The 14,428-nt window shown below is 44.0% G+C and carries 12 protein-coding genes; all 12 read left to right on the plus strand.

Annotated features, from left to right (window positions below; genetic code table 11):
- Positions 1-1,221 precede the first annotated feature (1,221 nt).
- Entirely contained in the window at positions 1,222-2,388 is a 1,167-nt protein-coding gene (sucC, locus tag AC3WU2_RS03245; RefSeq protein ID WP_018757829.1) for an ADP-forming succinate--CoA ligase subunit beta, read from the plus strand.
- A 24-nt stretch (positions 2,389-2,412) separates the two neighbouring features.
- Positions 2,413-3,342, plus strand: coding sequence for a succinate--CoA ligase subunit alpha (gene sucD / locus AC3WU2_RS03250; RefSeq protein WP_492451231.1), 930 nt, complete (start codon positions 2,413-2,415; stop codon positions 3,340-3,342).
- Between the two features lie 153 nt (positions 3,343-3,495).
- A complete protein-coding gene (gene dprA, locus AC3WU2_RS03255; protein ID WP_492451233.1) occupies positions 3,496-4,593 on the plus strand; it encodes a DNA-processing protein DprA in 1,098 nt (365 codons plus the stop codon).
- 52 nt (positions 4,594-4,645) lie between these two features.
- Positions 4,646-6,745, plus strand: a complete 2,100-nt coding sequence (gene topA / locus AC3WU2_RS03260) for a type I DNA topoisomerase (RefSeq protein ID WP_492451235.1) — start codon at positions 4,646-4,648, stop codon at positions 6,743-6,745.
- 349 nt (positions 6,746-7,094) lie between these two features.
- The gene (gene trmFO / locus AC3WU2_RS03265) at positions 7,095-8,423 is read left to right on the plus strand and encodes an FADH(2)-oxidizing methylenetetrahydrofolate--tRNA-(uracil(54)-C(5))-methyltransferase TrmFO (RefSeq protein WP_492451237.1); all 1,329 of its coding nucleotides are present in this window, start codon (positions 7,095-7,097) and stop codon (positions 8,421-8,423) included.
- Positions 8,424-8,582: 159 nt separating this feature from the next.
- Positions 8,583-9,125, plus strand: coding sequence for an ATP-dependent protease subunit HslV (gene hslV, locus AC3WU2_RS03270; protein ID WP_018757834.1), 543 nt, complete (start codon positions 8,583-8,585; stop codon positions 9,123-9,125).
- 23 nt (positions 9,126-9,148) lie between these two features.
- Complete coding sequence (gene hslU, locus AC3WU2_RS03275) at positions 9,149-10,549, plus strand: ATP-dependent protease ATPase subunit HslU (protein WP_492451239.1); 1,401 nt, start codon at positions 9,149-9,151, stop codon at positions 10,547-10,549.
- 29 nt (positions 10,550-10,578) lie between these two features.
- A complete protein-coding gene (codY, locus tag AC3WU2_RS03280) occupies positions 10,579-11,346 on the plus strand; it encodes a GTP-sensing pleiotropic transcriptional regulator CodY (protein ID WP_492451241.1) in 768 nt (255 codons plus the stop codon).
- 250 nt (positions 11,347-11,596) lie between these two features.
- Positions 11,597-12,007 carry a flagellar basal body rod protein FlgB gene (gene flgB, locus AC3WU2_RS03285; protein ID WP_026264003.1) on the plus strand — a complete coding sequence of 137 codons (411 nt, stop codon included), beginning with the start codon at positions 11,597-11,599 and terminating at the stop codon, positions 12,005-12,007.
- Between the two features lie 5 nt (positions 12,008-12,012).
- Positions 12,013-12,465: a flagellar basal body rod protein FlgC gene (gene flgC, locus AC3WU2_RS03290; RefSeq protein WP_026264004.1), complete on the plus strand. Its 453-nt coding sequence runs from the start codon at positions 12,013-12,015 to the stop codon at positions 12,463-12,465.
- Between the two features lie 29 nt (positions 12,466-12,494).
- On the plus strand, positions 12,495-12,797 hold the full coding sequence (gene fliE / locus AC3WU2_RS03295; protein ID WP_018757839.1) for a flagellar hook-basal body complex protein FliE: 303 nt from the start codon (positions 12,495-12,497) through the stop codon (positions 12,795-12,797).
- A 42-nt stretch (positions 12,798-12,839) separates the two neighbouring features.
- On the plus strand, positions 12,840-14,426 hold the full coding sequence (gene fliF, locus AC3WU2_RS03300) for a flagellar basal-body MS-ring/collar protein FliF (protein WP_492451244.1): 1,587 nt from the start codon (positions 12,840-12,842) through the stop codon (positions 14,424-14,426).
- Positions 14,427-14,428: the final 2 nt, after the last annotated feature.

Consider the following 14,428-nt stretch of genomic DNA (forward strand, 5'->3'; position numbering starts at 1 on the left):
ACACTGATCCATATGGAGTAGGTTTTATTTTGTTTAAACACGAATCTCATAATGAGTACAACGGACGGTATCAATATCCATAATGAGTATTTTTGATAATCAAGATAGATAATGAAATGCGAGACGATGGCAAGGACAGCAGTAGATGCTACTATTTTTATGACCGTACTTCTATTCTTAAGGGGTAGGTTAAAAATGCAGACAATAAATATGAATATCGATGCAAAATCAACCATGGAAAAAATATAAGGCAATATTATTGCCGCCATAGCTTGTTCAGTCCTTCTTTAGTTAGTGGGATAAGTGTCATTGATTGTATTAAAAAGGCCATTGATAGAGTTGATGATTTGAAATAATAAAGATTAATCATAACGCATAGCAGGGCAATGATTTTTAGGGTTAATTTACTATGCATTGTGGATTTCAATTTTAGAATAGGTGCTAGAATAGCAAGGATAACGAATGAAAGATATGAAATTTGGTTCATATATTCGGAGTAATCAAACATAGGCAACACGATCAACAAAATACTGGAGACGATATAACATGCCGTGCTGTCATTCAGATGCCAAAGGCTCCCACTCAACATGCGAAGAATCATAAAACCAAAATAAAATACTAAAAATGATTCGACATGATGTAGGAGGAGTGACATGATGAAGCCAGTTAAAAGGACAGATGCGTTCGTAAAGAAAACATGAAGTTGAAATATCGTTTTTTTTAATGAAATCGGGTTATATTTACTATGTTCGTAAACATATGTTCCCCATTTGATTGCGAGTTTCTCGAGCATCGTCAACGTCTTCCTTTTGTCATAAATTTCATAATAAACTGTCGGATGATGTTGTATGTTGGATGATAATGTAATAATAGCACAAATGTGCGAAAGTGTCGTCGTTGCATATTTCATATGATAAAATTCCATTTTATTTCCTATGATGAGCGTTTATTCTACGAAATATTTCTTTCCTTCCAAAATTCATTCCACAAATCATGTCAATATTCGAGTTTTAAAAAGATCCATAATTATCCAATTAATCTCAAAAAGTGATGATTCTTATATCAAAGAAATGTATATTGTTCATAGAAAACTAAGGTAAGCGTTTTAAAAAAGTGTTACAATGGATTCGGCTTGTATAATCTACCATTTCGTAGATTGTGAGAGCGAGAGTGTCCGTGAAGGTTCAGTTTAGTTCGCAAAAGTTTAAGGAGGATTCTAGAATGAATATCCATGAGTATCAAGGAAAAGAAGTCCTGAGACAGTATGGAGTTGCCGTTCCCCAAGGGAAGGTTGCGTTTTCTGTAGATGAAGCAGTTGAAGCGGCGGAGTCATTAGGTACCCCTGTTGTCGTGGTAAAAGCACAGATTCATGCTGGTGGCCGCGGTAAAGCGGGCGGTGTTAAAGTAGCTAAAAATCTGGATGAAGTGCGGACATATGCTGAGCAAATTCTTGGTAAAGTTCTCGTTACCCATCAGACAGGTCCAGAAGGTAAAGAAGTTAAGCGCTTGCTGATCGAGCAAGGCTGCGATATTAAGAAAGAATATTACGTTGGCGTTGTTGTAGATCGCGGAACAGGTCGCGTTGTTATGATGGTATCCGAAGAAGGCGGCATGGAGATTGAAGAAGTTGCTGCTCATTCGCCAGAGAAAATTATTAAAGAAGTCATCGATCCAGCAATTGGATTGCAAGCATTCCAAGCTCGTAAATTGGCGTATGCCATTAACATTCCTACTGAGCTTGTGAACAAAGCGGCTCAATTCATGATGGCTCTATACACCGCATTTGTCGAAAAGGACTGTTCGATTGCCGAGATCAATCCGCTTGTCGTGACTGGCGATGGCCAGGTTATGGCGCTCGATGCGAAGCTCAACTTTGATTCGAACGCATTGTACCGTCACAAAGACATTCAAGCGCTTCGCGATTTGGATGAAGAAGATCAGAAGGAAATTGAAGCGTCGAAATTCGACCTTAGCTACATTGCCTTAGATGGCAACATTGGATGTATGGTTAACGGTGCCGGACTTGCGATGGCGACAATGGACATTATCAAATATTATGGCGGCGACCCTGCGAACTTCCTTGATGTAGGGGGCGGTGCGACCAAAGAGAAGGTTACTGAAGCCTTCAAAATCATCCTTTCCGATGAGAATGTGAAAGGAATTTTCGTTAATATTTTCGGCGGCATTATGCGCTGTGATGTCATCGCTGATGGCGTCGTTGCGGCAGCGAAGGAAATTGGCCTCGATCGTCCACTTGTCGTGCGTCTTGAAGGTACGAACGTTGAGATCGGCAAACGCATTTTGAATGAATCCGGTTTGAACATTGTATCCGCGGATTCGATGGCGGATGGCGCTCAGAAAATCGTGAAGCTCGTTGAAGCTGTTTAATATAGAAGAGGATGTGAATAACCCATGAGTATTTTGATCAATAAGAATACAAAAGTCATTACACAGAACATGACAGGTAAAACAGGGATGTTCCATACCAAAGGCGGCTTGGAATACGGTACTCAAATGGTAGGCGGCGTTGCTTCAGGCAAAGGCGGCATGAACGTCGATTTCGAACTTGAGAACGGTTCTGTAGTGACATTGCCAATGTTCAATACTGTCGTTGAAGCGGTTGCTGCAACAGACGCGACAGCAAGCGTGATCTACGTTCCGCCAGCGTTTGCTGCGGATGCGATCATGGAAGCAGTAGATGCAGAGCTGGAGCTCGTTATCTGTATTACGGAAGGAATTCCTGTTCTTGATATGGTCAAAGTGAAGCGTTACATGGAAGGCAAGAAGACGATCCTGATCGGACCGAACTGCCCAGGCGTGATTACGCCGGACGAGTGCAAAATCGGTATCATGCCTGGATATATTCATACGAAAGGCCATGTTGGCGTCGTATCCCGTAGCGGAACACTGACTTATGAAGCGGTTCATCAATTGACGACGCGCGGTATCGGTCAATCTTCGGCTGTCGGTATCGGCGGCGACCCTGTGAAAGGTTCGGAGTTCATCGATATTCTTCGATTGTTCAACGAAGATCCAGACACGCAAGCTGTTATTATGATCGGTGAGATCGGCGGAACAGCAGAAGAGGAAGCAGCGGAATGGATTCAAGAGAACATGACGAAGCCAGTCGTTGGCTTTATCGGCGGGGCTACAGCACCAGAAGGTAAACGTATGGGTCATGCGGGTGCGATTATTTCCGGTGGTAAAGGAACAGCTGCGGAGAAAATTGCGAAGCTTGAATCTTGCGGTATTCGTGTTGCACCAACACCTTCCGAAATGGGATCGACACTTGTGGCTGTACTTGAAGAACGTGGCATGCTCGATAAGTGCCTAACAAAATAAGGTCTAATTAAATAAGTTATACCTGAGTGAGGTAAGCAACCTTTCTACATCCGTCTTCGCGGTGTGTGGAGGGGTTGCTTTTTTTGTCTTCGCAAGTCATGGGCTTGCAAAGGTATATTATTTTATGCACAATGAGGAAGGAGTTTGGGATAGATGATAGAAGATCGCCTCATATTAATAGGATTGCACCAGTTAGAGGGCATTGGGTCAAGGACGATTTATACTTTGCATGAAAATTTGCAATCGCTCCGTGAATTGTTTACTTTAGATAAGATGGATCTCGTTGCAATGGGAATTCCATTAGAACGAGCTATTTATATGAAGGAACACGTTACACCGCAGAGAATCGAACAAGTTGTAGACCGTTATAATCAGCGTCACATTGACATCGTTACGATTTTGGATCCTGAATACCCTGAACTGCTCCGGGAGACGCCAGCACCCCCTTGGGTACTATATACGATGGGCAATCTAGCACTACTAAAGGAACCTTCGATTGGTATGGTGGGTACACGCGTTCCAACGGCCTACGGGAAGAAAGTTGCGGATTTGCTGGCTATTGATTTGTGCGACGCAGGATTTACCATCGTCAGTGGTCTAGCAAGAGGGATCGATAGCTGTTGTCATCGTGGTGCGCTGCAGGCCAAAGGCAATACGATAGCCGTACTTGGGACTGGAATTCATACGATATATCCACCTGAGAATCGCTCTTTGCATGAGGAGATTATTGCAAATGGACTGGTTGTATCAGAGTACCCGATAGGGAAAAAGTCACACCCAGGGCTATTTCCGCTACGTAATCGCATTATTGCGGGCCTAAGTTTGGGTACGCTTGTTGTGGAGGCAGATGTGAAGAGTGGCTCGCTAATAACTGCGGATGCTGCGCTTGAGGCTTCACGGGAAGTATTCGCCGTTCCGGGTCCTATAACATCGCCGAAAAGCCAAGGAACGCTGAACTTATTACGTCAAGGTGCGAAGATTGTTGTCACCGCTAATGATATTACAGAAGAGTTTCCCTTCGTGCAGACGAGTGCTCGATCTACGATTATTTTTGAACCTTATTCGATGCCGGCATTGACAACACAGGAGGAAACCATATATCGTTTAATCGAACCGGAACCGATTACTTTTGACACACTTCTGGAAAAAAGTGAAAGTAATTTTGGACATTTGCATTCAGTTCTGTTATCTTTACTAATAAAAAAGGTAATAAGTCAACTACCGGGTTCCGTGTATATAGCGAATTCATAACAGAAATACAAATAATGTAAAGTTTGGATGAGATGGAGAGGAGGATGAGCCTATGGCGGATTCACTAGTCATTGTGGAATCACCTGCAAAAGCAAAAACAATTGGTAAATATCTAGGCAGTAAGTATATCGTGAAAGCGTCTATGGGGCATGTCCGGGATTTGCCGAAAAGTCAAATCGGGGTTGAAGTTGAAAATGATTTCAATCCAAAATATATAACCATTCGTGGTAAAGGCTCTGTTCTGAAGGAACTGAAGGATGCGCGCAAAAAAGTAAAGAAAGTCTACCTCGCAGCTGACCCGGATCGCGAAGGGGAAGCGATTGCATGGCATTTAGCGAATGTTCTAGATATAGAAGAAGGTGAGAGCTGCCGCGTAGTATTCAACGAGATTACGAAGCAAGCGGTCAAGGACGCATTCAAGACGCCTCGTCAAATCAATATGGATTTGGTGAACGCACAGCAAGCACGCCGTATCCTAGACCGACTCGTTGGTTATAAGATCAGCCCCTTATTATGGAAGAAAGTCAAAAAAGGATTATCCGCTGGCCGGGTACAGTCCGTTGCCGTCAAGATCATTATTGATCGTGAAAATGAGATTGATGCGTTCATTCCTGAGGAATATTGGACGATTCAAGCGAAGCTCGTAATTGGCAAAAATGAATTTGATGCGAAATTCCATTCATTAGATGGCGTGAAGCATGAATTGCATAATGAAGCGGAAATGAAAGAGATTCTGGATGCGATAGCGAAGCAGAAATTTACGGTATCGGAAGTGAAAGAGCGGGAGAGACAACGTCATCCTTCGCCACCGTTCATTACGAGTTCATTGCAGCAAGAAGCAGCACGTAAGCTTAACTTCCGTGCAGCAAAAACGATGTCCGTCGCACAGCAGCTGTACGAAGGTGTTGATTTGGGTAAAGAAGGCACCGTGGGTTTAATTACTTATATGCGTACGGATTCCACTCGAATTTCCGTTATCGCACAAGAAGAAGCAAAAGCTCTTATTGTGGATAAATACGGAAGCGATTTCGCGCCGGAGACACCAAGACAATATACGAAGAAATCGTCTGCAAATGCACAAGATGCGCATGAAGCGATTCGTCCTACATCAGCACTTCGTGAGCCGGATGAGATTAAATCGTTTATGAGCCGCGATCAGTACCGTCTATATAAATTGATCTGGGAACGCTTTGTAGCAAGCCAAATGACATCGGCGATTCTCGATACGATGACGGTGGACATCACAGCAGGGCGTACAACATTCCGTGCTGTTGGATCCAAGGTGCGCTTCAAAGGCTTCATGCAGGTTTATGTGGAAGGTAACGATGACGGTTCAACGGATGGCGAAGATAAGCTGCTTCCTGCGCTAGCACAAGGCGACGCCTTAACGAAGAAGGATATCGAACCGAAGCAGCATTTTACACAGCCGCCGCCACGTTATACGGAGGCTCGATTGGTCAAGACGCTGGAGGAACTCGGCATCGGAAGACCAAGTACTTATGCTCCAACGCTAGAAACGATACAGAAACGCGGTTACGTCGCTGTGGAGGAGAAGAAATTCGTTCCGACAGAGCTTGGCGAACTTGTCATTGAGCAAATGGAGCAGTTCTTCCCGGAAATTCTCGATGTTGAATTTACGGCCCATATGGAAGAAGATCTCGACCATGTTGAAGATGGTGAGGGCGAATGGGTAGCAGTACTTGCGGAGTTCTACAAGTCATTCGAGAAACGCCTTGAAGTTGCCGAAGAGGAAATGAAAGAAATCGAAATCGTTGATGAAGTCTCCGATGAGATTTGCGAGAAGTGCGGTAAACATTTTGTATACAAAATGGGGCGCTTCGGTAAATTCCTGGCATGCTCAGGCTTCCCGGACTGCCGTAACACGAAGCCGATCGTGAAGGAAACGGGCGTTGCGTGTCCGACATGCCATGAAGGCCAGATCGTAGAGCGACGCAGTAAAAAAGGCCGTGTATTCTACGGCTGTACAAGATACCCAGAGTGCGACTTCGTATCTTGGGATAAACCAATCTCCAAACCTTGTCCAAACTGCGGCAAGTTGATGATTGAGAAGCGTACGAAGCAAGGGATCAAACATCAATGTACATCTTGCGACTTCAGCGAAGAGGTGCAAGAGCAAGAGGATCAAGATTAAATTGAGAATCATCTCTTTTCAATAGAATTAGATGATAACAACCGTATACGTAAAGCGTGCCGCACAGTCCCTTATTTAAGGGACTGTTTCGGCGAAAGCGCTCATTTCGCCATTCCGACCTAAACCCTACTTAGCGTCACTAGCTCGCCCATTTCCGGGTGTCCAGAGGGCGTAGCCCTCGGGGTCCCCCTTAAAGCTTTCTGGAAGAAAGCTCTCATCGTAAGCATTCGCCGGTAAGGGGGATTTAGGGGGATGGAAAGATATTTTATAAGCATTAAATAAAGAATATTAAATAAATTGTATAAGGGGGAGTGGGGGAAGCCCCCACAGCCTCAAGGAGGAACCAACATTGTCAGAACAACAAAGAGTCACCGTCATCGGAGCAGGATTAGCAGGCAGTGAAGCAGCATGGCAGATCGCAAGTCAAGGTGTGCCGGTTACGTTATATGAAATGCGCCCAGTACAGAAAACACCAGCGCATCACACCGATAAATTTGCAGAACTCGTATGCAGTAATTCTCTTCGTGCGAATGGATTAAGTAATGCGGTAGGTGTCATTAAAGAAGAAATGCGCATGTTGAACTCACTTATTATTGGCGCAGCTGATCGTAATGCCGTACCAGCTGGTGGAGCGTTAGCTGTTGATCGTGACGGTTTTGGGGATGAAATCACAAATACGCTTCGTGAGCACCCGCTTATTGAAGTGCGCAACGAAGAAGTGCAAGAGATTCCTCAGGACGGGATTACTGTCATTGCAACAGGTCCACTGACATCACCGAGCCTCTCTGCGCAAATAAAAAATTTGCTGGGTGAAGAATACTTCTACTTCTATGATGCGGCAGCTCCGATCATCGAGAAAGATTCGATTGATATGAACAAGGTATACCTCGCTTCTCGTTATGACAAAGGTGAAGCTGCTTATCTCAATTGCCCAATGACGGAAGAGGAATTCAACGTCTTCTACGATGCACTCATTTCTGCAGAGACAGCAGCGCTCAAAGAGTTCGAGAAAGAGATATATTTTGAAGGTTGTATGCCAATTGAAGTCATGATGAAGCGCGGGAAGCAGACGGCATTGTTCGGTCCGATGAAGCCCGTAGGTCTAGTCAACCCGCACACCGGACAACTCCCTTTCGCAGTCGTTCAGCTTCGTCAAGATAACGCGGCAGGCACACTGTATAACATGGTTGGCTTCCAGACGCATTTGAAGTGGGGCGAACAGAAGCGGGTGTTCTCGCTTATTCCTGGTCTAGAGAATGCAGAATTTGTTCGATATGGTGTAATGCACCGGAATACGTTCGTTAACTCGCCTAAATTGCTCAGACCGACCTATCAGTTCAAAGGACGAGATAATCTCTTTTTCGCAGGGCAAATGACAGGCGTAGAGGGCTATGTGGAGTCTGCGGCTTCGGGTCTGATTGCAGGGCTCAATGCAGCGCGATTTGCGAAGCAGCAGGAATGCCTTGTTTTCCCACATGAATCCACGCTCGGAAGTATGGCGCATTATATTACGAATGCGGATCCTGCGCATTTCCAACCGATGAATGCGAATTTCGGACTTGTTCCTCCACTGGAGAAACGTATTCGTAATAAGAAGGAAAAAAATGAAATGATCGCGACGAGAGCACTTGATACTGTCCGTAATTTTGCACAAGAGCACCAACTCATTTATACTTAATATATTGAGATTGATGACACTTAAAGAAGCAGCTGCTCATAGCTGTTTCTTTGTTTAGGAAAAGGCTTTTGGTGGTATTGGGGTTCACACAAAGTACCTGTATCGACTTCGAAGCCAAATCCTCACGTTGTGGGGTTATTTTAGGAGGGGGATTGCCTCATGGAAATGGCATTTCACGCGACAACGATATGTGCAGTTCGACATCAAGGTAAAGGCGCTATTGCAGGGGACGGACAAGTGACGTTCGGAAATAGCATGGTTATGAAGCAGCATGCGAAGAAAGTTCGTCGTTTATATCGAGGGCAGGTTGTAGCAGGATTTGCGGGTTCAGTCGCAGATGCCATTACGCTATTTGAGAAGTTCGAAGGCAAACTGGAAGAACATCATGGGAATCTGCAACGTTCCGCTGTCGAACTTGCCAAAGAATGGCGCTCAGATCGCGTTCTTCGGAAACTTGAGGCCATGATGATCGTAATGGATCATAGTGGATTGTTATTAATCTCGGGGAATGGTGAGATTATCGAACCAGATGATGGCATCCTGGCGATTGGTTCAGGGGGTTCCTTTGCTCTCTCAGCAGCTCGGGCATTGCAACGCCATGCGCCAGAGATGGAAGCGAAAGAGATGGCCAAGGCATCACTTCAAATTGCTTCTGAGATCTGCGTATATACCAACGGGAATATTATCGTCGAAGAAATTTGAGAAATTGTGATGGAGGGATGTAGATGAGTAATCAATCGCTAACACCGCGTCAGATCGTTGCGGAGCTAGATAAGTATATCGTCGGCCAGAAGAATGCGAAGAAATCGGTTGCTGTAGCACTGCGTAATCGTTATCGCCGCAGCTTACTCGATGAATCAGTTCGTGATGAGATTGTTCCGAAGAATATTTTGATGATTGGTCCTACAGGGGTTGGTAAGACGGAAATCGCTCGCAGACTCGCGAAGCTAGTTCAAGCTCCATTCGTCAAAGTAGAAGCGACGAAATTTACGGAAGTGGGCTATGTAGGCCGCGATGTGGAATCGATGGTTCGCGACTTGATCGAGACCTCCATTCGTATGGTGAAATCAGAACGAATGGAACAAGTGAAGGACAAGGCGGAAGAAATGGCTAATGAACGAATTGTTCAAATCCTCGCTCCTTCAGCAGTGAAGAACAAGAATCAGAAGAATCCATTCGAAATGCTGTTTGGCAATAATGGCGGGAATACACAACAGGAAGAGGCAGAGCCGCAAGATTCGAATCTTACAGAGCGCCGTCGTCAGGTGCGATTTAATCTACTTGCTGGGAAGCTGGAGAATGATACAATCGAGATTGACATCGAAGATGCTGCACCGAATATGATGGATATGTTCGCTGGCCAAGGGAATGAGCAGATGGGCATGAACATGCAGGAAATGTTCGGGAACTTGATGCCCAAACGAACAAAACGCCGGAAGTTAACGATTAAAGAAGCACGGAAAGTGCTGATACAGGAAGAATCTGGGAAATTGGTTGATATGGACGATGTTACGCAAGAGTCCATCAGACGCGCTGAGCAATCCGGCATTATCTTTATAGATGAGATTGATAAAGTTGCTAGTTCGGGCAGAGGATCGGGTCCTGATGTATCTAGAGAGGGCGTACAACGTGATATACTCCCGATCGTTGAAGGTTCGACGATCATGACCAAATACGGTCCTGTGAAGACGGACTATATTTTATTTATTGCTGCTGGAGCGTTCCATATTGCGAAGCCATCGGATCTGATCCCAGAGCTTCAAGGTCGATTCCCGATTCGGGTTGAGCTTAATAGCCTGTCCTTAGATGATTTTGTATCAATCTTAACAGAGCCGAAAAATGCATTAACGAAGCAATACGCAGATCTTCTTCGCACAGAAGATATTGAGATTGAATTCTCGACGGAAGCCATTCGCGAGATTGCACACATTGCTGCAACCGTTAATCAGAATACAGAGAATATTGGTGCACGCAGATTGCATACGATCCTAGAGAAATTATTAGAGGATTTGTCATTCGAGGCGCCAGAATTGACTCTAGACAAGATGACGATTACCCCAGAGTATGTCCGTGAGAAATTAGGGGATATCGCGCAGAATCGTGATCTCAGTCAATATATTCTGTGATCCTTAAGTTGAACTAGGAGGTTACGAAGGTGACACTACTCGCCAACACACGTGCTTTGAACAAACTGCTGCAGCGTGCAGATGGCAAGGCTGTCAATTTCCGTGAAATGTCGGAGATCCTGCGAGATGCCATTCAGGCCAATATCTATGTCGTGAGCCAAAAAGGCAAAGTATTAGGATATGGGGTCATGGATGACACGGAGTTACAAGCTCTGGAGCAGACAGCGAATGAAGTTCGTTTCCCCAAGGAAATGAATCAATTTCTTCTTTCTTTTGGTGAAACGGCATGGAACACCGATGCAGGAACACAGAATCAAGAAATATTAAATCGAATTTCGGCATTTTTCTCCCATTCGATTGTCACAGTCGTACCGATTATTGGTCGTGGGGAAAGAATTGGTACTATTGTACTAACGAGTCCTAAAGCCCTATTGAAGGATGATGATCTTATTTTGGCGGAATATGGTTCTGCTATTGTAGGAATGGAAATCAGTCGAGACCGTGCAGATGAGCACGAAGTGGAGAGTCGCAATAAGTCTTCAGTTCTATCTGCGGTCAACTCTCTTACCTATAGTGAGTTGGATGCGGTCGAACATATCGTCCATGAATTAACAGGTAGTGAAGGACTGCTCGTAGCATCCAAAGTTGCGGACCGCGCAGGAATTACCCGCTCTGTTATCGTCAATGCGCTGCGCAAACTCGAAGGTGCTGGCGTCATTGAGACTCGCTCGCTCGGGATGAAAGGAACGTATATTAAAATTGTAAATGATCAATTTATAAGCCATATTACCCGTTAAATTGTTAAGTGTTTTTAAAGCTCTATATAGAATGACAAGAGTCCTATCTTTCGATGAAAGATAGGGCTTTTTGCTTATTGTGAAAAAAGGTAAACTCAAAGAATATAATGATATACTGGCAGTATACAAATTTCTGCATATTTTTTATTACACGACAAATAATGACTAAAATATTGTCGAAATAAGGAGGATATTCAGGATTTTTGTAGAATTTTATTATTGCTAATTTAAAATGAAAGTGGGGAAAATTGTGAATTTGCTTAGTGGCGCAAGCTATGAACGCTTACAAGGCGCGATCGACACCTCGAATTTACGTCAGAAAGTCATTGCGAACAACATTGCCAATGCAGACACGCCGAATTTCAAGAGATCTGACGTCTCCTTCGAAAGTATGTTGGAACAGGAAATGGATCGGAATTCATCTTCACTGATCGGCAATCGTACAGATTCCCGGCATTTCTATATCGGGCCCAAATCAGGTTCGATGGTATCACCTCAAGTGACTACAGATGAGACTACGGTGTATAACAATAATCTCAACAATGTAGACATGGATAAAGAAATGTCACAGCTAGCCCAGAACCAATTGAAGTATAATGCCCTCATTCAACAACTAAATCACGATATTAAAATGAAACGCGTCGTACTCGAAGGGAGATAATGCGCTTGAACATTAGTAATAGTTTTAATATTAGTGCTTCTGCATTGACCGCTCAGCGTCTGCGAATGGATGTTGTCAGTTCCAACATTGCGAATGCAGAGACAACGCGTGGCAGGTATGTTGATGGGAAATTCGAACCTTATCGTCGGAAGATGGTTGTGATGCAGCCATACCAAGAGAAAAGTTTCGCGAATGCACTTCAAACTGAGCTCGGAGAGCCAGATCTCGGAAGGGGTGTGAAGATTACTCAAATCAAAGAAGATCAGGCGCCATTCAAGCAAGTCTATAATCCAACGCATCCTGATGCAGATTCAAATGGTTATGTAAGCATGCCTAACGTTGATGTGCTGAAGGAAATGGTGGATATGATTTCTGCGACAAGGGCATATGAGTCGAATGTAACGGCACTAAATGCTTCGAAGTCGATGTTTATGAAAGCACTTGAGATTGGTAAATAACAATACACCTATCGAACGGGGGGGAAATGATGATACAGAATACCTTGTTGGCAGGCGTAACGCCGAAGCTGACAACGAACATCGCTCAGAATACAGCAACACCAGCAGAAGTCACCAAACAATTTAGTGATTTTTTAGGTGATGCGTTGAATCAAGTGGATGCACAAGAGAAGAATGTACAAAAAATGAGCGATAAGTTTATTTTAGGCCAAGTGAATGTTGATCAATTGATGATCGCATCCGAACAGGCGACGCTAAGTCTTCAGCTGACGACACAAATTCGCAATAAAGTGATCGAAGCTTATCAAGATATCATGCGTACGCAAATCTAATTAGAGATACATATTTAGCAAAGTTTCGGATGGGGTGACGGTGTGAACGAGAAGTTCGTCCAGTATCGAGATAAAGTGACTCAATTCTGGGGTCAATTCGGGAAAAAGCAAAAAGTATTGTTTTTATCAGTAATCGGCATTCTGCTCGTCGTCATTGTCCTGTTGTCGTATCAATTCTCGAAGGTTGAGTACGAGACAGCTTTTAGAGATTTGAATGAAGTCGATGCTGCAGCAGTGATGCAGAATTTGGATGCGAGCGGTGTTCCTTATAAACTAAGTGCTGATGGCAAGTCGATTTCGGTTCCAAGCGCATCAGCTTCCAAAGTAAGAGTTGATATAGCATCGCAAGGCATCGTGAAGAACGGATCGTTAGGCTTCGGTGCTTTTACGGATAGCTCGTCAACGTTTGGTTCAACTGATCGTGAATTCGATGTGAAATATAAAAATGCACTTAATGGCGAAATTCAGCAATTATTGAATCGGATGCAGGGTGTTAGTGATTCAAAAGTGGTTGTGAATTTACCACGTGAAAGCGTCTTTGCAGGTATGGAAGAGCAAGAAGCTGCTTCAGCCTCTGTGAATCTTAAATTCAAACCTGGGTATCGACCTAGCCAAGAAACAGTAGATTCCTACTTCAATCTCATTAAGACTGCGATTCCGAATCTAGCACTAGATAACATTACGGTGACAAGTGATGAAGGCGAGTTAATGTCTTCCTTGAAGAACGGTAATGCATCGATGTCAAGTGCGATCGAAGAGCAGATGCAAATTCGTAAGAAATTCGAGAACGATGTTCGTTCAAGTGTTAAACAATTTTTAGGACGCTGGTATTCTCCAGATAAAATTGAAGTACTCGTTGGCGCATCCATTAATTTCGATAAGAAAAACTCGGAACAGAAACTTGTCGAACCTGTGAATAAAGACGAGATCAAAGGGATAGAAATTAGTGTTCAAGAATCTCAGAAAACCTACAGCGGTAAAGACAGTCAGGCTGGTGGTGTTGCTGGGACAGGAGCGCAAGAAATTCCAGGATACCCTGGCAGTGACAATAGCGGCCAGTCCAATTCGGAAGAAAGCTCCAAAACGACCAACTATGATGTGAATCGTATCACGAACCAAATTCAATCTAGTCCGTTCTCAGTCAAAGATTTGAGTGTCAATGTTGCGATTGAACCACCAAATGGTGATCTTGCTTCATTTACGCCAGAGAAAAAGAAAGAAATCGAGACGGTGCTTGTCAATTTTGTTCGCTCAAAGCTCGCAGATTCAGGTCTTGATTATTCAGACGAAGTACTAGCCAAAAAAGTTTCAGTTGTTGCACAAAATTTTGGTTCAACAGCCGCAGCATCGGAAAAAGCTACCTTAACCAACACATTATGGATTGGTGGAGGGGTACTTGCACTAGCATTGCTCGCTGGGATCGGATTTATGGTGTATCGACGTAAGAAGAAGCAACAGGAAGCATTCGAAGATATTCCACTTGAACCAGCGTTGGAATTCCCTTCAATTGATTTTGAGAATGTAACGAACGAAAATCAAGTTCGCAAACAATTAGAAACCCTTGCCAAGAAAAAACCAGATGAGTTTGTTAACTTGTTACGTTCTTGGTTAGCAGATGAATCGAGGTGACA

This window comes from Paenibacillus sp. EB106-05-06-XG162, assembly GCF_058791655.1.

What these genes read in the sequence shown, in the direction of transcription:
- dprA (WP_492451233.1), top strand. Translation starts at nt 3,496, where the DNA reads ATGATAGAAGATCGCCTCATATTAATAGGATTGCACCAGTTAGAGGGC.
- hslV (WP_018757834.1), top strand. Translation starts at nt 8,583, where the DNA reads ATGGAAATGGCATTTCACGCGACAACGATATGTGCAGTTCGACATCAA.
- fliE (WP_018757839.1), top strand. Translation starts at nt 12,495, where the DNA reads ATGATACAGAATACCTTGTTGGCAGGCGTAACGCCGAAGCTGACAACG.
- hslU (WP_492451239.1), top strand. Translation starts at nt 9,149, where the DNA reads ATGAGTAATCAATCGCTAACACCGCGTCAGATCGTTGCGGAGCTAGAT.
- sucD (WP_492451231.1), top strand. Translation starts at nt 2,413, where the DNA reads ATGAGTATTTTGATCAATAAGAATACAAAAGTCATTACACAGAACATG.
- topA (WP_492451235.1), top strand. Translation starts at nt 4,646, where the DNA reads ATGGCGGATTCACTAGTCATTGTGGAATCACCTGCAAAAGCAAAAACA.
- sucC (WP_018757829.1), top strand. Translation starts at nt 1,222, where the DNA reads ATGAATATCCATGAGTATCAAGGAAAAGAAGTCCTGAGACAGTATGGA.